Here is an 18,989-nt window from a genome sequence, read left to right on the forward strand (position 1 = left end):
CGACGGAATAAGGGTTTCCGACCTCACATCTCCGAGCGCTTGATCAGCGCGTACAGCACGAGGCCGCCGAGGATGACCGAGAGGTACACCTCGGCCGCGACGAGGATGCGGGAGGCCCACCCGCTGGCCCCGATGTTGCCGTACCCGATGGTGAGGAAGGTGATGTAGCTGAACGAGACCATCGTGTAGAACTCGCCGAAGCCCTCGGGCGTCGCCAGTTGCGAGAGCGAGTCGAGCTGGTGACTGGGGGCGGTCGCGAAGGCCGGGCCGCCGAAGGTGTAGAAAAAGGCGAAGAAGAAGGGGACGACGGCGAACACGGCGAAGATGCGGAAGATGCGCATGCCGTGGCCGCAGGTGACGCCGAGGAAGGCGTTCTCGGCGGCGCGGACGCCGTTTTTGAACCGGGAGCCGATGTCGCTCGCGCCGTCGGCGGCGATGGCGAGGTGTTTCTTCCGGGCGTACTGCTGGCGTTTCACCCGGAACTCCCCGGCGGCTTTCATGTCGCCGGCCGCCGAAGCGCTGTTTTTCGCGTTGAGGTAGGTCGTCTCGATCACTTCGGGCGTCATCTCGACGGCGTAGTTGCGGTCGGTGGTGTCGTCGAACTCGTGGAGGACCCAGTCGTTGCGGTCGAGATAGCCCGTGTGGGTCGAGAAGTCGAACTCGTTGCCGTCGAACTCGCTGAAGACGGTGTTACAGAACCGGAAGTAATCGAGCAGGCGCTGGCTCCCGCCGCTCTCGTCGGCCGACTGGAGCGTGATGTCGCCGATGGAGGCCCGCGTGAGGTCGTAGCGGACCCACCCGTCTTTGGGCTGGGAGATCGTGCCGCCGCGGATCGTCGCGTCGGTCAGGTTCACGTAGGGCTCGCCGTCGGTCGCCAGGACCAGCAGGTCGATGCGGTCGGAGAAGGTCGCGTCCGCGAACTCGATGGTACCGGCGAACTCGACGCGCATGAAGTTCGCGGCGGTGAACTCGGTCCCGGAGAAGTTGGCGTCGTCCTCGAAGGTCGCGCTGTCGAAGGTGGCGTTGTCCTCCAGCTGGTTGGCGTGGCCCTGGAACTCCGCGCCGCGGAAGACGGCTTTCCCCCGGAAGGTCGTCTCCGAGAAGTCGGCGTCCTCGACGAAGCGGGCCTCGTCGAAGTCGGCCTGCCCGTCGAAGGTCGCGCCCACGAAGTCGGCGTCGGCCATGAACCACGTCTCCTCGAAGACGGCCTCACCACGGAAGGTCGCGGCCTCGAAGTTGGAGTAGCGGAACTCGGCCTCGCCGAACTGGGCCAGGCCGGCGAAGGTCGCGCCCTCGAAGGACACGTCGTCTTCCAGCGACCGCGCGCCGCCCTCGAACACCGCGCCCTGGAAGCGGGCCTCGGCGGCGAACTCCGCCCCCGCGAAGGTGGCGTCCTCGGTGAACCGCGCTTCGGCGAAGTTCGCCACGGCCTCGAAGGTGGTGTCGGTGAACCGAACGTCGCCGTCGACGCGGCACTCGCGGAACCGCGCCGGTCCCTCGAAGCTCGCGCCCGCGAACGTGCTGGCTCGGAGTTCGACCAGCTCGAAGACGGCCTCGTCGGCGAAGGTCGTCTCGGCGAAACTCGTGTTGTCGTCCATGTCGTTCGAGCGGCCGGCGAAACTCCCGCCCCGGAAGGAGACGAGATCCTCGAAGGTCGCACCCTCGAAGCAGGTGTCGTCGCCGCAGGTGATCTCCTCCAGGCGCGTCTCGGCCTCGAAGACGGTGTCGGTGAACTCACAGTCGCGGTCGAACCGTGACTCCTCGGCGGCGACCGGTCCGGTGATCGTCGAGTCGACGACCTCCACGTCGTACTCGAAGTGGGCGTCCTCGATTTCGAGGCCGCCGATCTCGCAGTCCTCGAAGATGAGGGGAACCATCACGTCGGCGTGCTCGACGCTGATCTCCGCCTCGAAGGTGCAGTTCCGGAACTCGACCGGATGGTTGTTCTCCCGGCCCACGTCCAGATAGTCGAGTTCGAGCCGGGGGAAGGTGCGCCCCTCGAACACCTTCTGCTCGCCCTCGCCGTATCGGATCACCTCGATCAGGGCCTCCTGTACCGCCGCCGTGTCGATCCCTTCCGCGGCCCGCTCGTCGGGCGATAACTCCAGGATCGACCGACTCTCTTTGAGTGACGTGTCGGCCATTTGTCCGACCGTCGTGGACGGGGCTCAAAAATTTTTGGAGAGTGAAACGTCGCCGTGCCGGCACGATACCGACCCACCGCGACGCCGGGCGGGACGACCGCTGTTATTAACGACAACACATGTGAACCCGCAATTAATTACGCCTGTTTTCACATTAATTCGATACGGTTTCCAATGTGCGAACGGATGGGGGATGGCGGTGACTGAGCACGGACACGTAAACGAAGACAGGCGGACGCTACTCCGCAACGTGGCGGGGGCACCCGTCGCGGCCGGCGTGGTCGACCTGCTGGGGGCGGACGCGATCCCGACGCCGCAGTCGGTCGAGTCGTCCTGGGAGGGGGGATTCTGGGACGACGAGGACGCGGGGGACGTGTTCCCGCAGTCGGTCGCCAGCGGCGACCCGACCGCCAGCGGGGCGATTTGCTGGACGCGGATCGACCCGGCACAGTACGCGTCGAGTGCGTCGCTGGAACTGGTCGTCGCCGCCGACGAGGCGTTCGAGCGCGACCGGCGGGCGTTCGCGGTCGGGACCGGCGGGATCGCCGACCACGACTACACCGTCCGGGTGGACCTCGACGGCCACCTCTCGCCGGGCCGGCGGTACTACTACCGGTTCGTCTACGACGGTGTGGCGAGCGAGACGGGGCAGTTCCGGACGCTCCCGGCGACGGGTGCCAGTCCGGACAGCGTCCGGTTCGGGGTCGTCAACTGCCAGGACTACCGCAACGGCTACTACGGCGCGTTCGGCCACCTCGCCCGGGCGGATCTGGATTTCCTCCTCCACCTGGGCGATTTCATCTACGAGTACGGCGGGTTCACCGACGACGCCGACTTCTACGACTACTTCGACCGGTACGTCGACCTGCCGAGCGGCAGGGACGTGGCGGTCGACCTGACGGACTTCCGGCATCTCTACCGGACTTACCGCGGCGACCGGCTCCTGCAGGCGGCCCTGGAGAACCACGCGCTGATCCCGATCTGGGACGATCACGAGATCGTCGACAACCGCTACTGGGATTACGAGGCCGACCGGCCCCGTCCGGGGGAGGGTGCCCACCCCTACGAGGGCGACCCGGCGGCGATCCGACGACTGTTCGCCGCCGGTATCCGGGCCTGGTGGGAGTACATGCCCGCACGCGTGGGCTACGACCCCGACGCCGAGAGCCTGCAGGACCGGCTCCGCCTGTATCGCTCCTTCGAGTTCGGCGACCTGCTCGATCTGGTGGTGACCGACGAGCGGCTCTACCGGACGAGTCCGACCGATGGGGACAAGATCGGGTTCGCCTTCGACGACGACCCGGGGCCGGTCACGGAGGCCGACATCGACGAGACGATGCTGGGCGACGAGCAACGCGAGTGGTTCCTCAATCAGGTGACCGGGAGCGACGCCACGTGGACGGCCTGGGCGAACGAGGTCCTGCTCACCGACTTCCGGCTCGAAACCGAGTACGCCTCGGTGTTCAACGCGGACGCCTGGGACGGCTTCGCGGCCGAGCGGCGGTACCTGCTGGACCGGTTGCAGGCCGCCGGCGTCGAGAACCTGCTCGTCTGTAGCGGTGACCTGCACTCGTCGCTGGCTGGTTACGTCGCACCCACGGAGGAAGCGGCCACGGATCCCGACCGGCGAGTCGGCGTGGAACTCATGGCGCCCGCGGTCACGAGCGCCAACCTCCGCGAGCGACTCGATGTACTCGATGCCGCCGCTATCGAGCGCCGGGTCAGCCGGAACGTGGTCGATATCAACCCCTCCGTCGAGGCGTTCGACAGCGGCCACTGGGGGTACGCAGTCGTCGAACTCACGCCCGAGAGCTGCGAGTTCACGGCCTACGCCGTCGACAAGTCGGTGGACTCGGCGGCCGCGCCGAGGGAAGAACTGTTCAGCTACCGCGTGCCCGCGGGCGAACCCGAGTTGCAACGGCTGTAGAAACGCTTAGGGGGCCACCCGCCACACCGTCGGGCATGACCGACCCGTCCGACCTCGCCCGGCGCGTCCGCGAGGGCGAGCTTCGGCTCCACGAACTGGACGATCACGCCGACCCCGAGACGGCCGCCACGGCACGCCGGCTGTTCGTCGAGGGCGAGACCGACACCGACCTCGACACCGTCGGCGAGTACGCCTTCGCGGCCGAGACCGCCGAACCCAACATCGAGAACATGATCGGCGGGACGCAGGTTCCCGTCGGCGTCGTCGGCCCCGTCGAGATCGACGGCGGCGCAGTCGCAGGTGAGCGCTACCTCCCGCTGGCGACCACCGAGGGCGCACTCGTCGCCAGCGTCAACCGCGGCTGTTCGGCCATCCGCGCGGCCGGCGGCGCGACCGCGCGCGTCCTCAAGAACGGCATGACCCGCGCGCCCGTGTTCACCGTCGAAGACGTGGGCGAAGCCGCGACCGTCGCCGCGTGGGTCCGCGAGAACACCGACGAACTCGCCGCGGCCGCCGAGTCGACTACCAGCCACGGCGAGTTGACCGACGTGACCCCCTACGTCGTCGGGGACTCCGTGTTCCTCCGGTTCACCTACGACACCAAGGACGCCATGGGGATGAACATGGCCACCATCGCCACGGAGGAAGCCTGCGGGGTCGTCGAGGCGGAGACGCCCGCATCGCTGGTCGCGCTGTCGGGCAACCTCTGCACCGACAAGAAACCCGCCGCGATCAACGCCGTCGAGGGCCGCGGGCGCACCGTCGCCGCCGACGTGTTCATCCCCCACGACCTCGTGGAGGAGCGGTTCAAGACGACCGCCGACGCCATCGCCGAGGCGAACACCCGCAAGAATCTCGTGGGCAGCGCCAAGGCGGGCAGTCTGGGATTCAACGCCCACGCCGCCAACACCGTCGCCGCCGCCTTCCTGGCGCTGGGGCAGGACATCGCGCAGGTCGTCGAAGGGTCGAACGCGATCACGACGGTCGAGGAGCGCGAGGACGGTCTCTACGCCAGTCTCACCATCGCCTCGCTGGAAGTCGGTACCGTCGGCGGCGGGACCGGCCTCGCGACACAGGCCGAGGCCATGGAGGTCGTCGGCGTCACGGGCGGCGGTGATCCGCCGGGGAGCAACGCCGACGCGCTCGCGGAGGTCATCGCGACGGCCGCGCTGGCCGGCGAACTCTCACTGCTCTCGGCGCTGGCCTCCCGGCACCTCTCCAGCGCGCACGAGGAACTGGGTCGCTGACCGCGGTCACTCGCGGCCGTCCGTGGGTGAGTCGCCAGTGGTCTCGTCGGTTGAGTCCGTTCCCGTCGCGGGCGTGACGGTCGTCGTCTCGTCGGTGTACTCGTAAGTCCCGTCGACGGTCATCCCCGTACAGTCGGGGAAGTCGTCCCGCTGGGGACACCCCTGACAGTCGTCGAGCGCGGTCAGTCCCTTGTACGCGACGTACGGAACCAGGAACCCGACGAAGACGGCGGCGGTCACGAGCCGGTCGGCCGGCCGGAAGACGAACGGGAACGCCAGCAACGCCAGCCCGACCGCCAGGATCGCTTTCACCGCCATGCGGCTCCGCGTCCGCCACCGGCCGGGGCTGAGCGACTCGACGACCTTCGGGCCGATCAGCGCGACCCCGAGGCCGTAGAACGCCGGCGTCGCCAGTTCGAACAGCGCCGCGTCCGGGGCCAGGAGTCGCGCGACGATCAGCGACGACAGCGCGAGGAGCCCGACGGGGTAGACGACGAAACACCCCATACACAGCTGCTGGCCGTACAGCTCGAACGTGTGATGGGAGTAGTAGCGACACGTCGGGTGGTGTGAGAGAAGCAGTGGCTCTTCCTCGCCGATTCGCTGGATGGCCACCCGAAGCGGGTTTCGCATCTATCGGTACTGGTCCAGATCTTCACCACAGTGCCCGCAGGTGGAGGCCTGCTGCGAGACGGTCTCCATGCACTCCGGGCACTGCACGAGGGTCTCCCTGGCGCTGAGGTAGTAGAAGACGCCGTACGGGAGACAGCAGAAGCCCCCGATGATCAGCTTGCCCATGTCGCCCGTGAACTCCTTTTTCGTCTGCAGTCCTGCCATCAGTTCCACGGTTTCTGCCATCTGATTTATGACTTTTGGAACGGCAACAATAGCGCTTCCTCGGGGATGGGGTAGCGTCGATCATCCCCGGGGTGTCTCTAGCCTGTCGGAAATTACGTCCTCGACCCGGCGGGCGTCCCCGATGATGCCGAGGACGACCAGTGCGCCACCCAGTGCCAGCACGGCGACGAGCAGGGCGAAGAACGCGCCGTCCAGCATCGGGGCCAGCAGCCAGTCGACGAACAACAGCGCCCACGCCGCCGCCAGACAGGCCAAGCCCACGGCCTGCAGTTCGTGACCGCGGACGGAGTGGTACCCGCTCCCGAGCGCGAACCCCGCGACGAACAGTAACTGCCCGAGTCGGTGGAGCCCGACGGGGCCGACCGTCGGTCGGCCGGCGCTGCCCGCGCCTACCACGACGAGCGCCCCGAGGACGATGGCGGTCCCCGACGCCAGAACGAGTCCCTCGGCGGATTCCGGCCGCTGATCGACCATAGTGGTACGTCACCACGGGACACGGTAAAACCCACAGTCGGCGGGCGGACAGCTCGCGTCGCCGTCACTCCCGGTCGCGGTCCCGGGAGACCTGCACGACCAGCGCGACGGCACCGCCCACGACGACGGCCAGGCCGAGGACGAGTGCTGTCTCGCTCCCGAACGCAGGTGCGAGCGCGAGCAACCCCCAGCCGACCGCGCCGACGGCGTGCGCGGTTCCGATCAGTCGCTGTCCGCGCCGGAGGTAGACCACGCCGCCCAGCCCGAAGCCCAGCGCGAGGACGACAGTCGAGAGCGCGACGGGTCTGACCCGGAGGCCACCGAGCGCGAGCGGCCCGACCACCGGTTCGGCGAGAAAGAGCAGGCCCGCCAGTCCGACGAGCGTGCCGACGGCCGCCGACCCGTAGTCGATCTCGCGGTCGGCGACGGTCATAGGAGTCTGTAGGTGTCGCCGCTCTCGGTCACCTCGCCCCGGCGGACGAGTTTGTCGAGGGCATCCCGGACGTACTCGGCCGGGACGCCGCGCTCGGTGGCGTAGTCGACGACGCTCGCTTCGGTCGGCGCGTCCTGTTCGCGGAGCGCTTCCAGCACCGTCTCCTTGCGGCTCCGCCCGCCGCCCGACCCCTGCTCGGCGCGGTCGGCGGCCGCATCGACCGCCGCCGTGTCGACGCCCGCCTGCTCCAGGTATTCCTCGTCGTCCACGCCGGCGTCGTCGAGGTAGCGGTCCATCTCGGCGAAGGAATCGAGGTCGGCGAAGTCGTCCTCGTGGCCCTGGCGCTTGGCCAGCATCGCCGCCCGGACCTCCCGGGCGTGGTCCGGGTCCTCGGTCGTGACGAACTGCTTGAGTCGCTCGAACTTGCGACTCGTCCCACAGCGGGGACACTCCGACCGCTCCGGTCGGCCCTCGACCACCCGGAGTGCGTCACAGTCGCTGCACCCGACCACGGCGTACATGATCGTCACTGGGGCCCGTTCGGGGAAGAATCTGCCGTCCGCGTCGCGACGCGAACGGTTAGGTGGGTTCGGTCCCTGTTCTGGCACGAATGCGACGCTCCCACGCCGTAGCCACACTGTGTCTCCTCACCGTCCTGGCCGGATGTGGCGGACTCCTCGACGACCGGGCGACACCCGAACCGGTCGAACTCGGGAACGCGTCGGTTCCGCCGGGGATCACGGCCGACGGGGTGGACGCGTCGACGCTGGCCGCGAACCACGACGCCGTCCTCGGATCGACCAGCTACACCGTCCGGGTCAGCGAAGTCATCACGAGCAACGGGACCGTCCGCCGGAACGCGACACGGGACCGTTGGGTCGCCCCGGGCGCGGACCGGTACCTGTTCCGACGCGTCCAGCGAACCAACGGCTTCCCCACGTCCTCGCTCGCGCCGGTGTTGACCTACTGGTACGACGGGACGGCCGTCACCCAGCGAATCGGGACCGGCGCGGACGCCCGGGTCGACCGGTTCCCGACCGAGCCGCCGGGGCCGCTCCGCGACCCGACGAGCCACCGGGGCGTCGCCCGCGTCCTCGACGCGTTCGAGTTGCGGCCGAACCGCACCCTCGGGGACGGACCGGTCCGGCTGACCGGGGTTCGATTCAGCGATCCCGAGTCCGCACCGACGCCGTCGTTCGTCGGGCCGCCGCGGAACGCGTCGCTGAGGGCCGTCGTCGACGGCCGGGGATACGTCCGGAGCTACCGCTTCGCGTACGACGCCGACGCCAGCGGTGTCTCCGGGACGGTCCGCGTGGTTCGCCGCGTTCGGTTCGTCGCTGTCGGAACGACGACCGTCGAGGCACCGGCCTGGGCGGACGAGGCCAGGTGACCGGCCGCCGAGTGCGGTCTGGCTCCCCCACCAAGGCGATCCGGCTGGCTACTCCTCCGCGCCGTCGCCGCTGGGCTCGAACGGGCTGGGACCGGTACGGAAGAAGGCCTCGACCGGCGCGTCCAGCCCCGGCGGATCTTCGAGTGTGATGGTCGCCTGGCTCCTGTCGTCCCCGATGTCGAGTCGCGTGTCCGGGTCCGGTGGGGTCCGTGTCAGCGTCGCGGTCGGTTCGTACTCGCCGGGCGACAGCGAGAAGTAGAGCGTGTCACCCGGTTCGATGGGGCGGTCCGACTGGACGGTGAACGTCCGAAGCCGGGACGAGAACTCGATGTTCGCGTTCGCCGGCACCGTCGGGCCGCCGGTGACCCGAACCGCCAGCGCGGTGTCGTTGGCCACCAGCGACGCCTCGCCACGGACGAGTTTCGGGACCCACGTCGGCCGCGGGACCGTCTCGACATCCGTCGTGGCCGTGATGTCGAAGGAAGTCGGCGGTTCGTCGCCGGCCGTCACCGTGCCGGTCGCCCGGCGGATCAGCCCGCGGTCGTCGACCAGCAGTGTCACGTCGTAGGACTCGTAGAGGCCGGCGAGCCCGGTCGATTTCGCCTCGTCGGCTTCGAGCCGGACCACGCGATCTCCCTCGTAGGTGGTCGTCCCGGATCGCTCGAACTGGCCGGAGCTAACGTAGACAGTCACGCCGAACCCGATACTGCTGCCGGCGGAGATCGCGCCCGACCGGTCGTAGGTGAACACGTATCGCTCGTCGCCCCACCGTTCGTGTTCGGCCGTCCACTCCTGATCGGTGGGCTGGTAGGTGACCGACGAGAACGAGCCACGACTCCGGTGTAGCAGGTGCGAGTCGTTGCGGTAGGTCGTGGCGTTCGAGTCGACGGTCCCGTTCGAGCGCGTCAGATAGTGCTGCCGGCTCGCGCTCTCGTTGAGCGCCTCGAAGTGTGCGTTCAGCAGCGCCGACTCGTTGACGCTCCCGTCGGCCGCCACGCCCGGAACGGTCGGCCCACCGGCCGTGTCGTCGCGGTCGTTCTCCTCGTCGTCTCCCGGATCGGCACCGGGCGTCGCCGTCGGATCGCCCGCCAGCCCCGAACACCCGGCGAGGACGAGGACGAGCGCCAGCACGCAGTGTCGATACATTATCACCTGCTGGCCGGCCGGCGGACAAATTCGTTCCGGCTGCCGGCCCGGATCACAAAACATTCCTGGCGGTCGTCGGAAACGGCCGGTATGCGCGAGCCCTCCCTGTTCGCTCTCGGGGCCGGCGGTTCCGTCGCCGGCACGGTCGGGACGACCCTCGTCCTGATCGCTCCGCCGCCCTCCCTGCTCGTCGCGGCCGCCGTCGCAGTGGCAGTCTTTCCGGCCGCTACAGCCGTAACGATGCGCCTGTCGACACCCGACCGCATCGAACGGTTCCAGTCGCTGCCCGCGCAGGTCCCGGTCGTCGTCGCCCCGGTGATCCTGACGGCGGCCGTCGTGACCGTCCACTACGGCCTGGCGGGGTCCGGACGGGCCGTATTCTGGCCCGGGATGATCGGCGTCGGGGTCGCCTTCGTCGGCGCGGTGTCGGTACTCCACGCCGCCGAACGTCGGTACGCCCGCCGTGTCGAAGCCGAGAGCGACGTGCGCGTGGTCCTGCCCGACCCGAGCGCCGACGGGCCGGGCACGCGGTGGCAACTGGTCGGCGTGGTCGCTGGCGGGGTCGCTGTGGCGCTGTTTCTGCTGAATGCCGTTCTCGGGGACGGCCCCGACGTGACCTGGTTATTCGCCGCGCTCGGCGGACTCGTCCCGACGCTCACCGCCTGGCACCGCTCGGAACTGGTCGTCCTCGACGCGGGCCTGAAACAGGGCGTGTCGATCCGGCCGTGGAGTGACTTCGAGAGCTACGAGATTACCGACGACGAACTGGTGATCCGGGACGACAGCTGGTTCCCCCAGCAGTACGCGATCCCGCGCGGGGAGATCGACGACGAGGACGCGGCCGTCGCTGCGCTGTCGCGGTATCTGGCAGAAAAGGAGTGATACAGCTACAGTGCCGGCCGGGGGTCGTACACGTGCTGACGGGGAATTTATATTTACCCGGCTGAATGTCAGTGCAATGAACCGGAGACGGTACCTCGCCTTTTCGGCTGTGGCCGCAACTAGCGCTCTCGCGGGTTGTAACGCAATTCTCGAACCAAAGGAGACCACGCCGGACGAAGCGACCACGGAGAGGAATACCGACTCAGGAGACGGCGGCGACCCTCCGTATTGGACGTCCTGGATACCGGCGCCGAAACTCGAAGACGCTGTGGAGGTGACCTCGGTGGACGTCCAGTCTGCTCTCGAAGCGTCCTCTACCGATTCAGGGTTTCGTAAAACGTTGGTTCAAATGGCGGATTTTTACGGAATCAGCCGGTCGAGCATGGCTTCTTTTTCGGTCGTCAGAACGACCGAAGGTGATGTCGAGATACTGACGGGAAACTTCGATGCTACCAATATTCGGAGCCAATTTCGCATCTCGAATTCAAAATCGTACCGAGGGTACCAGTTCATAGAAAGTAGCGGCGACGAGGTGGTGATCGACGATTCTGCACTCGTCTCCGCACCGAGCGTTCGGGAATACATCGATGCCCGTACTGGTTACAGAGTGTCCCTCGGGAATCACGACGACTGGGCCCGTTTGCTATCGGTCATCGGTGATGGCATGGTCGTCAAGCTATCAACTGGAAATCTCATCGTTACTGTCACTCCCGTTTCCGAGAACGTTATTTCGGGTGTTTCGATCGAACCTGCTGGTGAGGGGGCGCGTGGGACTGTGCACATCCAGTTTCCATCGTCCGAACGTGCCCAGAAGGTATACCAGGAAAACAGAGACACATGGCTCGAGAACGATGGACGAACTGGCGAACAGACCGTCGACCTCGAACGGGAGTCGCGACGAATCGTGCTCACGTTCGAACGCGAGGAGTACGAACTCGATTACTGAGATCCGTCGGATCGGGCTCAGGCCAGGTCGTGGATGTTGTCGGCGACGCGCTCGGCGTACTCGCTGCAGGCGAGTTTCTCGCCGCCCTGGATCTGGCGCTCGATGTCGTAGGTGACGTGTTTGGACTTGATCGTCTCCTCGACGGCGTCCCGGATGAGTTCGCCGGCGTCCTTCCAGCCCATGTATTCGAGCATCAGCTTGCCCGAGAGGATCATCGCGGTCGGGTTCACCTTGTCCTGGCCGGCGTATTTCGGGGCGGAACCGTGGACGGGTTCGGCCAGACAGCGGCCGTCACCGAAGTTCGCGCCGGGTGCGATGCCGAGGCCGCCGATCTGTGCGCCACAGGCGTCGGAGAGGTAGTCGCCGTTGAGGTTTGGCATCGCGAGTACGTCGTACTGCTCCGTGCGGGTGAGGATCTGCTGGAGCATGTTGTCCGCGATGCGGTCGTTGACGACGACGGCGTTCTCCGGCTGTTCGCCGTCGCGTTCCTCCCAGAGCGTGTCCTCGGTGATGACCTCGCTGCCGTACTCCTCCTCGGCGACCTCGTAGCCCCAGTCCCGGAACGCGCCCTCGGTGAACTTCATGATGTTCCCCTTGTGGACGAGGGTGACCGAGTCGCGGTCGTTCTCCAGGGCGTAGTCGATGGCCTTGCGGACGAGGCGTTTCGTCCCGAACTCCATGATGGGCTTGATGCCGATGCCGACCGGTCCCTCGTGGATGGTGTCGTCGTAGCCCATCTCTTCTTCGACGAACTCACGCACCTTCTCGGCACCCTCGGTGCCGGCCTCCCACTCGATGCCGGCGTAGACGTCTTCGGTGTTCTCCCGGAACGTGACCATGTCCATCTGGTCCGGGCGTGTGACGGGCGAGGGGACGCCCTCGATGTGGTAGGTCGGCCGGACGTTCGTGTACAGGTCCAGGCGCTTCCGGAGCGCGACGTTCAGCGAGCGAAAGCCGGCCCCGACGGGCGTCGTCAGCGGCCCCTTGATCCCGACGTTGAACTCCCGGAACGCCTGCAGGGTGTCCTCGGGCAGGTTCTCGTCGTACTGCTCGCGGGCAGTCTCGCCAGCGTAGACCCGCATCCAGCTGATCGAGCGGCCGGTCGCCTCCGCCGCCGCTTCGAGTACCTTCTGTGCGGCCGGACCGACGTCAACGCCGATACCGTCGCCGTAGATGATGGGGATGATGGGGTTCTCCGGGACCGAAAGCTCGTCGTTGTCCGGATCTACCACCTCGATTTTGTCCCCGTCCGCGGGCACGTCGACCTTCTCGTAGGGCATATCTCGGAACATCACACGTCGGGCTAAAAGGCCTACCGCTTCCTGGGAAACTGTAGACAACGACCGTGGTATTTCTGAACTGTCACACGGCGAACGGCCCGCCGCCGTCGGCCCGGGCCGTCCCGGTCCACTTCGCTGTCGGCCCGGGCGGGCGGAATCCCACCCGCTGTAGCGCCCGCCTCAGAGCGGGCCGCCCGGCGTGGTCGTTCCCGTCTCGGTGGGGGTCTCACCCTCCGTTGGGGCTCCGGCCTCGCCGGGTGTTTCGGTCTCGGTCGGTGTCTCACCCTCGGTAGGTGTCTCGGTCCCTGGTTCGCCGGGCGTCGCAGGCGTCGCCTCGGGGATCTCCGCCGCGGTCTCGTTGGTGACCGTCACCGTACTGGTGACGACCGAGTCCCTGGTCTCGACGAACTGGTCGTACGTGCCGGCGTCGAGGTCGGCGGCCGACACGTTGATCGTGACGGTGCGGCGCTCACCCGGTTCGAGGATGAGCAGTTCCCGCTGTGCGGCGGTCGGCTCGATCCGGTAGCCGACGTACCCGACGGTCCGGTCGTCGTCGGCGTTCACCACGGTGATCGAGACCGTGTAGCTCTCGCCGGTCGCGACCTCGGCGGGCGCGGAGACGTTCGCGACGTGGAACTGGTTGTAGGTCTCGGTCAGGCGGGCGCTGACGCGGCTGGCGGTGGCGGACTCGACCTCGACCGCCGCGACCTGGCTCTCGGCCGCCGGTCCGCTATCGGGCCGTGCCTGCCCCGGCGTCGCTCCCGGGCCAGGCTCAGCGGCCGGCGTCGCACCCGCGGTGGCGTTCCCACCGGCCGCCGCCCCGGCTTCCGGAACGGCGGTCGTGACGACCATCTCCTCGACGGTCAGGGTGGTCACGTTCACTCGCTGGACCGCGACGGACTGCCCCTCGCCGGCCCCCTCGTCACCGTCGGGCGTCTCCTGGGGACCGTCCGGCTGGTTCTGGAGGTCGAACACCGGCGTTCCGGCCGGCGTGCCGGGGCCGATGGGCGTTCCAGCGGGAGTGTCCGGCGTCGCGGCCGGCGTCCCCGGTTCCGCTGGCGTCTCACCCGGCGTGGTGGGTTCGGCCGGCGTCTCGGCCGGCGTCGCGGGTTCCGCCGGCGTCCCGACCGGTTCCGTCTCGCCTGCGGTTTCGTTGCCCTCCTCGAACGTCAGCGAGCCGACCTCGACCCGTTCGACCGAGAGGGTCGCGATGCGGACGCTCTCGACCCGGTCGGCCGCCTGGGCCGCAGGTTCACCGGCCGCTCCGGGCGTCGCCGCGCCCGGGGGCGTCTCGTTGGCCTCCCCGGGTGTGGTCGGCGGTGCCCCGTCGGTGAGTTCGTCGGCGGTGACGCCCGGCAACTGCAGCGACGAGATCTCGGCGTCGACGAAGGTGCCGTTCGATATCGTCCGGCCGTCGCTGGCCAACTCGTCGACCGTCAGCCGGCCGACGGTGACGTTCTCGACCGTCGTGTTCTGCAACTGGAGTCGGTCGACCGTGACGCCGTGGAGCGCCACGCCCGTCGTCGCTACCGTCTCGTCCGTGGTCCGCTCCGTCGCCCGTTCTCCGCCCGCAGTCAGGGCGACCGTGGCCGCGACCACGAGCAGGAGCGTCGCTGTCACTGCCGCGAGGTACTTGTCTCTCATCCACCGGTCGTTCCCCGAGCCCGGAGAAAAGGTGCCCAGACCGTTTTCCGGGCGTAGCGACCGACTGTCTCGGATAAGCGGTCGCTGACTGCCGGTCGGTTGCAGGTTGCCCATCGAATCGCGACCGATGGCTCGCCGCGTGCGCGCGAACGACCATCCACCCGTCGGCGGGTAAGCACTGAATTTCCCCGGCGCGGTCGGGCGGGTCCCGTCCGATCCGGCCGGACCCACTGGAGCGCAACTCCTTTGCCGCCCTTCGCCGAACGGGCGGGTATGACCGACGTGGATTTAGACGCCGAGCAGTACGAGAAAAACCGGGAGGCGGGCGAGATCCTCGCACAGGTCCGCAACGAGGCCGCCGACCGGGTGGAAGTCGGTGCGAGCCATCTGGCGGTCGCCGAGTGGGCCGAGGAGCGCATCCGCGAACTCGGCGGCGAACCCGCGTTCCCGGTGAACATCAGCATCGACGAGGAAGCCGCCCACGCCACGCCCGGCGTCGACGACGAGACCACCTTCGGCGAGGACATGGTCAATCTGGACATCGGCGTCCACGTCGACGGCTGGCTGGCCGACACCGCGGTCACGGTCGATCTCTCGGGCAACCCCGAACTCGCGGAGGCCTCAGAGGCCGCGCTGGAGGCCGCCCTCGATACCGTGGAAGCCGGCGTCGAAACCGGCGAGATCGGCGCGGTCATCGAGGAGACCATCGACGGCTACGGGTTCAACCCGGTCGTGAACCTCACGGGGCACGGGCTGGGCCACTGGCAACAGCACACGCCCCCGAACATCCCGAACCGCGCGGTCGATCAGGGGATCGAACTCGAAGCCGGCGACGTGGTGGCCATCGAACCGTTCGCCACCGACGGCGGCGGCAAGGTCCGGGAGGGCAGCGAGGAGGAGATCTTCGCCCTCGAATCCGAGGGCTCGGTCCGGAACCGCGCGGCCCGGCAGGCGCTGAACCAGATCACCGAGGAGTTCAAGACGCTCCCGTTCGCTACCCGCTGGCTCGACGTGCGCCGCCCCGAGATGGCGCTGCGCCGGCTGAAACAGCAGGACATCCTCCACGGCTACCCCGTCCTCAAGGAACAGGAGGGCTGTCTGGTCAGCCAGAAAGAACACACGATCATCGTGACCGAGGACGGCTGTGAGGTCACGACGCGGCTGTAGCGGTCGCTACTGGGGCGCTGGTCTCGGAGATGTCGATGTCAGCGTCAGGCGTTGTTCATCCGCAACACGGTCCGAGCGCCACAGACGCGACACTCGCTGACCCGGTAGGGTTCGCGCGAGTACTCGGCGTTCTCCGGGGTGGCACTCTCGGTGAGTATCTGCACCGACACCTCGTGCGGTGTCTCCCGACGACACTCCTCGCACTCCTCTGTCATCCCGTCGCCGCCGTCGTTTGTCGCTGACATCGTATCACCGACTTCCGCCGACGAGAGCATAAAAACCCCAATCCGTTCGGCTTCGTTCACGGAATTTTCGGCCGCCGTCATTCGGTTTTCCGCGAGACTGGTCGAGAGGCGAGCAAATCGTTTATCGTGGCTTCTCGTGGCTCCGACCTGGTATTAAACTGGAAAACGGCCGAATGATTTATATACTGCTGTGCCAGGCTTCGGGGGGTCGAACCGGGCCGTTTCGGCGGGGGCCTCCGTGGCGGTTAAGCCACGGGCGGTCACAGGGCCGGCATGGAGCAGGTGTTCGCGCCCTGGCGGATCGACTGGATCGAGCGGCCGGACAAGAACGCCGACATCGACGGGTGTGTGTTCTGTGCGTTCGCCGAGAGCGACGACGACCGGGCCAACAACGTCGTCGCCCGGAGCGACCACGCGTTCGTCCTCCTGAACAACTACCCGTACAACCCGGGCCACGCGATGGTGATTCCCCACCAGCACACCGGCGACTACCGTGACCTGGACGAGCCAGTCCTGACGGACCACGCCCGGCTGAAACAGCGGACCATCGAGGCCATGGAGACCGCACTCCACCCGGAAGGGTACAACGCCGGGCTCAACCTCGGCGGCGGTGCGGCCGGGGGCTCCATCGACGATCACCTGCACACCCACGTCGTCCCCCGCTGGGAGGGCGACACCAACTTCATGCCAGTCATCTCCGAGACGAAAGTCATCGTCGAGGCCGTCGAGGACACCTACGACCGGCTCCGCGACGGGTTCGCGGAGCAGGAGGGTGCGACCGTCCCCAACGACGGCGCGGTCGAGTTCTAGCTCGACAGGGCGACTTTTCTACCCGGGTGTCCAAAGCCGGACGATGGCACGCTCGACGGCGCTCCGGCGGGTCGGCCTCGTGGTCCTCGGGGTCAACCTCCTGCTCGCGCTGGCGAAGGGCGGGGTCTGGTACGTCACCGGGAGCCTCGCCGTCGGGTCCGAGGCGGTCAACAGCCTCGCCGACACCGTCTACAGCGTCGTGATCGTCGCCGGGCTCTACCTCACCACTCGCCCACCGGACTTCGAGCATCCTCACGGCCACGAGCGCATCGAGCCGTTCGTTGGCCTGTTCGTCGCGCTGGGCATCTTCGCGGCCGGCGGGGCCGTCATCTGGCAGGCACTAACCGCCGTCCTCGCCGGCCCGAGTCCGACCACGTCCAGCCCGGCCGCCGTCGGCGTCCTCGCGCTGGCCGCCGTCACGAAGTACCTCCTCTACAGGTACTGTTTGACCGTCGGGGAAGATCACCGCTCGCCCGCGCTGGTCGCGACCGCGCTGGACAACCGCAACGACATCCTCACGGCCCTGGCGGCGCTGGGCGGGGTCGTCGGCGCGGCGCTGGGGTTCCCCCTGCTCGACCCCATCGCCGCCGCGCTGGTCGGGTTCGGCATCCTCTACACCGGCGTCGAGGTCGTCCGGGACAACCTCGATTACCTCGTCGGGGCGGCCCCGCCGGAGGACCTGCGGGCCGAAATCGTCAGGCGGGCGCTCTCCCACCCCGACGTGGAGGGGGCCCACGACGTGATCGCCCACTACGTCGGCCCGGAGATCGACGTGAGCCTCCACATCGAGGTCGAGGGCGACCGGACCCTGCTGGAGGCACACGACATCGAGACCGCCGTGATCACGTCGATCCAGGAACTCCCGGAAGTCGACGACGTGTTCGTCCACATCGACCCGAAGGAGGCCGGCGAGTGGAAACCCGACGAGGAGGTCGACCGGCTGGCCGATCACGGCCCCGGTCCGGACGGCGGGCCCTGACGACCACCAGGGTTTAGTGGGATTTCGTCCTCACATCCGGCCATGTCGCCCTCGCTGATCGACACCCCTCCCTACACCTACGTGTTCTACGCCGTGTTCTTCGGGTGGGTCCTCCTGAACGCCCGTTTGCTCGGTCGGGAGCGGTCCGACGGCGTGCGTCGCGAGCGCCGCCACTCCAAACGTGTCCTCTGGGCCGCGACGACGGGTGGACTCGTGATTGCCATCGGATGCCACTACCTCGCCGGGTGGGCGGCGATGGCGGCCCCCGAACCGGCCTTCTGGACCGGCATCGGCCTGCTGATCGCGGGCGCGATCCTCCGAGAATACGCGGTACGGACGCTTGGCCGCTTTTTCACGGTCGATCTCGGCGTCGATGGGGACCAGCCGGTCGTCGACGAGGGGCCCTACGCCTGGGTCCGCCACCCCGGCTATCTCGGGAGTTCGATCTCCTACCTCGGTATCGGCGTCGTGCTGGCCAACTGGCTGAGCCTCGCGGCCGTCGGCCTGTCACTGCTCGCCGGCTACTGGTATCGGATCCGGGTCGAGGAGGCTCTCCTGCGGGCCGAACTCGGCGCGGCCTACGAGGAGTACGCCGAGCGGACGCCGTATCGGCTGGTCCCCGGGCTCTGGTGACCTAAAAGTATACAAGTCGGGTGAGCGAACAGACAGCCGAGATGAAACGAATCCTCTCGAGCGTCGGCATCGGCTCCGCCGAGGTCGACCTCGTCCTCTCGGACACGACAGTCACGCAGGGAGAAACCGTCGACGCCGACGTGGAGGTGATCGGCGGCAACACCGAACAGGAAGTCGAGGAGATCTACTACGCGATCCTCACGAAGTACTCCGCCGACGACACGCGCCGAACGGGCGTCATCGACGAGGGGACCCTCGTCGACGGGTTCACCGTCGACGCCGGCGAGGAGCGATCCATCGACGTGGCACTGGACATCCCGCCGGCGACGCCGGTGACGATGGGCGGTGCGAGCGTCTGGATCGAGACCGGCCTCGACATCGAGTGGGCGGTCGACCCCGACGACCACGACGACCTCCAGGTTCAACCCGACGAGCGCACCCGCGACCTGCTGGAGGCGATGGAAGCGCTGGGCTTTCGCTACGACAGCGCGAAGAACGTCGCCGACGAACACGGTCAGCTGACGACCGAGTACAACTTCGTCCAGGAGTTCGAGTTCAAGCCCCGGACCGGCGAGTACGTCGGCGAACTCGACGAACTGGAGATCGTCCCGCTACCCGACGACGACCACGTCGAGTTCGTCGTCGAGATCGACCGCGACGCGGACGCCCTGGTCGAGATGGCCGGTGCCGACGAGACCATCACCACGGTCACTTTCGAGGGGGTCGACGAGGAGGACAAGCTGGCCGAGAAGTTCCGGGACGCCATCGACCGCAAGCTCTAGAC

20 protein-coding genes are annotated in these 18,989 nt (G+C 67.8%); 10 read left to right on the forward strand and 10 right to left on the reverse strand.

The genetic code is table 11. From position 1 onward, the window contains the following. Nucleotides 1-23 precede the first annotated feature (23 nt). A complete protein-coding gene (locus ACOZ4N_RS18625) occupies nucleotides 24-2,144 on the reverse strand; it encodes a pentapeptide repeat-containing protein (RefSeq protein ID WP_424017860.1) in 2,121 nt (706 codons plus the stop codon). 199 nt (nucleotides 2,145-2,343) lie between these two features. Between ACOZ4N_RS18625 and ACOZ4N_RS18630 the strand changes: the two genes are divergently transcribed. Next, entirely contained in the window at nucleotides 2,344-4,071 is a 1,728-nt protein-coding gene (locus ACOZ4N_RS18630; RefSeq protein ID WP_424017862.1) for an alkaline phosphatase D family protein, read from the forward strand. A gap of 35 nt (nucleotides 4,072-4,106) precedes the next feature. Continuing rightward, nucleotides 4,107-5,318 (forward strand): hydroxymethylglutaryl-CoA reductase (NADPH), encoded by a 1,212-nt coding sequence (hmgA, locus tag ACOZ4N_RS18635; RefSeq protein WP_424017863.1) that lies wholly within the window; start codon nucleotides 4,107-4,109, stop codon nucleotides 5,316-5,318. Between the two features lie 6 nt (nucleotides 5,319-5,324). Here hmgA and ACOZ4N_RS18640 read toward each other — a convergent pair whose 3' ends face one another. From ACOZ4N_RS18640 to ACOZ4N_RS18660, 5 genes are all read right to left on the reverse strand, one after another. Next, complete coding sequence (locus ACOZ4N_RS18640; protein ID WP_424017864.1) at nucleotides 5,325-5,951, reverse strand: hypothetical protein; 627 nt, start codon at nucleotides 5,949-5,951, stop codon at nucleotides 5,325-5,327. Beyond that, nucleotides 5,952-6,155 (reverse strand): hypothetical protein, encoded by a 204-nt coding sequence (locus ACOZ4N_RS18645; RefSeq protein WP_424017865.1) that lies wholly within the window; start codon nucleotides 6,153-6,155, stop codon nucleotides 5,952-5,954. 81 nt (nucleotides 6,156-6,236) lie between these two features. Beyond that, on the reverse strand, nucleotides 6,237-6,650 hold the full coding sequence (locus tag ACOZ4N_RS18650) for a hypothetical protein (RefSeq protein WP_424017866.1): 414 nt from the start codon (nucleotides 6,648-6,650) through the stop codon (nucleotides 6,237-6,239). 64 nt (nucleotides 6,651-6,714) lie between these two features. Then, the gene (locus ACOZ4N_RS18655; RefSeq protein WP_424017867.1) at nucleotides 6,715-7,083 is read right to left on the reverse strand and encodes a hypothetical protein; all 369 of its coding nucleotides are present in this window, start codon (nucleotides 7,081-7,083) and stop codon (nucleotides 6,715-6,717) included. After that, nucleotides 7,080-7,604: a DUF5817 domain-containing protein gene (locus ACOZ4N_RS18660; protein WP_424017868.1), complete on the reverse strand. Its 525-nt coding sequence runs from the start codon at nucleotides 7,602-7,604 to the stop codon at nucleotides 7,080-7,082. The genes ACOZ4N_RS18655 and ACOZ4N_RS18660 overlap by 4 nt, the downstream gene beginning before the upstream one ends. Nucleotides 7,605-7,693: 89 nt before the next feature. Between ACOZ4N_RS18660 and ACOZ4N_RS18665 the strand changes: the two genes are divergently transcribed. Continuing rightward, complete coding sequence (locus ACOZ4N_RS18665) at nucleotides 7,694-8,473, forward strand: hypothetical protein (protein ID WP_424017869.1); 780 nt, start codon at nucleotides 7,694-7,696, stop codon at nucleotides 8,471-8,473. A 48-nt stretch (nucleotides 8,474-8,521) separates the two neighbouring features. Here the strand turns inward: ACOZ4N_RS18665 and ACOZ4N_RS18670 are convergent, their stop codons facing one another. Continuing rightward, nucleotides 8,522-9,619 (reverse strand): hypothetical protein, encoded by a 1,098-nt coding sequence (locus ACOZ4N_RS18670; RefSeq protein ID WP_424017870.1) that lies wholly within the window; start codon nucleotides 9,617-9,619, stop codon nucleotides 8,522-8,524. 90 nt (nucleotides 9,620-9,709) lie between these two features. Between ACOZ4N_RS18670 and ACOZ4N_RS18675 the strand changes: the two genes are divergently transcribed. Together ACOZ4N_RS18675 and ACOZ4N_RS18680 are read left to right on the forward strand one after the other, a co-directional pair. Next, on the forward strand, nucleotides 9,710-10,501 hold the full coding sequence (locus tag ACOZ4N_RS18675; protein WP_424017871.1) for a hypothetical protein: 792 nt from the start codon (nucleotides 9,710-9,712) through the stop codon (nucleotides 10,499-10,501). A 76-nt stretch (nucleotides 10,502-10,577) separates the two neighbouring features. Beyond that, nucleotides 10,578-11,447: a hypothetical protein gene (locus ACOZ4N_RS18680; RefSeq protein ID WP_424017872.1), complete on the forward strand. Its 870-nt coding sequence runs from the start codon at nucleotides 10,578-10,580 to the stop codon at nucleotides 11,445-11,447. A gap of 17 nt (nucleotides 11,448-11,464) precedes the next feature. Here ACOZ4N_RS18680 and icd read toward each other — a convergent pair whose 3' ends face one another. Next, entirely contained in the window at nucleotides 11,465-12,727 is a 1,263-nt protein-coding gene (icd, locus tag ACOZ4N_RS18685) for an isocitrate dehydrogenase (NADP(+)) (protein ID WP_424017873.1), read from the reverse strand. Nucleotides 12,728-12,907: 180 nt separating this feature from the next. Continuing rightward, complete coding sequence (locus ACOZ4N_RS18690) at nucleotides 12,908-14,371, reverse strand: hypothetical protein (protein WP_424017874.1); 1,464 nt, start codon at nucleotides 14,369-14,371, stop codon at nucleotides 12,908-12,910. Nucleotides 14,372-14,644: 273 nt separating this feature from the next. On the opposite strand from ACOZ4N_RS18690, the gene map reads away from it, so the two are divergent. Beyond that, nucleotides 14,645-15,538: a type II methionyl aminopeptidase gene (gene map, locus ACOZ4N_RS18695; RefSeq protein ID WP_424017875.1), complete on the forward strand. Its 894-nt coding sequence runs from the start codon at nucleotides 14,645-14,647 to the stop codon at nucleotides 15,536-15,538. A gap of 44 nt (nucleotides 15,539-15,582) precedes the next feature. Here map and ACOZ4N_RS18700 read toward each other — a convergent pair whose 3' ends face one another. Then, the gene (locus ACOZ4N_RS18700; protein WP_092656997.1) at nucleotides 15,583-15,783 is read right to left on the reverse strand and encodes a hypothetical protein; all 201 of its coding nucleotides are present in this window, start codon (nucleotides 15,781-15,783) and stop codon (nucleotides 15,583-15,585) included. A gap of 273 nt (nucleotides 15,784-16,056) precedes the next feature. Here ACOZ4N_RS18700 and ACOZ4N_RS18705 point away from each other — a divergent pair, with 273 nt between their 5' ends. Genes ACOZ4N_RS18705 through ACOZ4N_RS18720 form a run of 4 tightly spaced genes read left to right on the forward strand, consistent with a single transcriptional unit; the run spans nucleotide 16,057 to nucleotide 18,987 of the window. Then, entirely contained in the window at nucleotides 16,057-16,593 is a 537-nt protein-coding gene (locus ACOZ4N_RS18705; RefSeq protein WP_424017876.1) for an HIT family protein, read from the forward strand. A 43-nt stretch (nucleotides 16,594-16,636) separates the two neighbouring features. Further along, a complete protein-coding gene (locus tag ACOZ4N_RS18710) occupies nucleotides 16,637-17,572 on the forward strand; it encodes a cation diffusion facilitator family transporter (protein WP_424017877.1) in 936 nt (311 codons plus the stop codon). Between the two features lie 42 nt (nucleotides 17,573-17,614). Further along, on the forward strand, nucleotides 17,615-18,205 hold the full coding sequence (locus ACOZ4N_RS18715) for a methyltransferase family protein (protein WP_424017878.1): 591 nt from the start codon (nucleotides 17,615-17,617) through the stop codon (nucleotides 18,203-18,205). Nucleotides 18,206-18,246: 41 nt separating this feature from the next. Then, entirely contained in the window at nucleotides 18,247-18,987 is a 741-nt protein-coding gene (locus ACOZ4N_RS18720) for a sporulation protein (RefSeq protein WP_424017879.1), read from the forward strand. Nucleotides 18,988-18,989: the final 2 nt, after the last annotated feature.

Source organism: Halorientalis pallida, from assembly GCF_049605515.1.
Classification (GTDB): domain Archaea; phylum Halobacteriota; class Halobacteria; order Halobacteriales; family Haloarculaceae; genus Halorientalis; species Halorientalis pallida_A.

What these genes read in the sequence shown, in the direction of transcription:
- ACOZ4N_RS18625 (WP_424017860.1), bottom strand. Translation starts at nt 2,144, where the DNA reads ATGGCCGACACGTCACTCAAAGAGAGTCGGTCGATCCTGGAGTTATCG.
- hmgA (WP_424017863.1), top strand. Translation starts at nt 4,107, where the DNA reads ATGACCGACCCGTCCGACCTCGCCCGGCGCGTCCGCGAGGGCGAGCTT.
- ACOZ4N_RS18640 (WP_424017864.1), bottom strand. Translation starts at nt 5,951, where the DNA reads ATGCGAAACCCGCTTCGGGTGGCCATCCAGCGAATCGGCGAGGAAGAG.
- ACOZ4N_RS18645 (WP_424017865.1), bottom strand. Translation starts at nt 6,155, where the DNA reads ATGGCAGGACTGCAGACGAAAAAGGAGTTCACGGGCGACATGGGCAAG.
- ACOZ4N_RS18650 (WP_424017866.1), bottom strand. Translation starts at nt 6,650, where the DNA reads ATGGTCGATCAGCGGCCGGAATCCGCCGAGGGACTCGTTCTGGCGTCG.
- ACOZ4N_RS18655 (WP_424017867.1), bottom strand. Translation starts at nt 7,083, where the DNA reads ATGACCGTCGCCGACCGCGAGATCGACTACGGGTCGGCGGCCGTCGGC.
- ACOZ4N_RS18660 (WP_424017868.1), bottom strand. Translation starts at nt 7,604, where the DNA reads ATGTACGCCGTGGTCGGGTGCAGCGACTGTGACGCACTCCGGGTGGTC.
- ACOZ4N_RS18665 (WP_424017869.1), top strand. Translation starts at nt 7,694, where the DNA reads ATGCGACGCTCCCACGCCGTAGCCACACTGTGTCTCCTCACCGTCCTG.
- ACOZ4N_RS18670 (WP_424017870.1), bottom strand. Translation starts at nt 9,619, where the DNA reads ATGTATCGACACTGCGTGCTGGCGCTCGTCCTCGTCCTCGCCGGGTGT.
- ACOZ4N_RS18675 (WP_424017871.1), top strand. Translation starts at nt 9,710, where the DNA reads ATGCGCGAGCCCTCCCTGTTCGCTCTCGGGGCCGGCGGTTCCGTCGCC.
- ACOZ4N_RS18680 (WP_424017872.1), top strand. Translation starts at nt 10,578, where the DNA reads ATGAACCGGAGACGGTACCTCGCCTTTTCGGCTGTGGCCGCAACTAGC.
- icd (WP_424017873.1), bottom strand. Translation starts at nt 12,727, where the DNA reads ATGCCCTACGAGAAGGTCGACGTGCCCGCGGACGGGGACAAAATCGAG.
- ACOZ4N_RS18690 (WP_424017874.1), bottom strand. Translation starts at nt 14,371, where the DNA reads ATGAGAGACAAGTACCTCGCGGCAGTGACAGCGACGCTCCTGCTCGTG.
- map (WP_424017875.1), top strand. Translation starts at nt 14,645, where the DNA reads ATGACCGACGTGGATTTAGACGCCGAGCAGTACGAGAAAAACCGGGAG.
- ACOZ4N_RS18700 (WP_092656997.1), bottom strand. Translation starts at nt 15,783, where the DNA reads ATGTCAGCGACAAACGACGGCGGCGACGGGATGACAGAGGAGTGCGAG.
- ACOZ4N_RS18705 (WP_424017876.1), top strand. Translation starts at nt 16,057, where the DNA reads ATGGAGCAGGTGTTCGCGCCCTGGCGGATCGACTGGATCGAGCGGCCG.
- ACOZ4N_RS18710 (WP_424017877.1), top strand. Translation starts at nt 16,637, where the DNA reads ATGGCACGCTCGACGGCGCTCCGGCGGGTCGGCCTCGTGGTCCTCGGG.
- ACOZ4N_RS18715 (WP_424017878.1), top strand. Translation starts at nt 17,615, where the DNA reads ATGTCGCCCTCGCTGATCGACACCCCTCCCTACACCTACGTGTTCTAC.
- ACOZ4N_RS18720 (WP_424017879.1), top strand. Translation starts at nt 18,247, where the DNA reads ATGAAACGAATCCTCTCGAGCGTCGGCATCGGCTCCGCCGAGGTCGAC.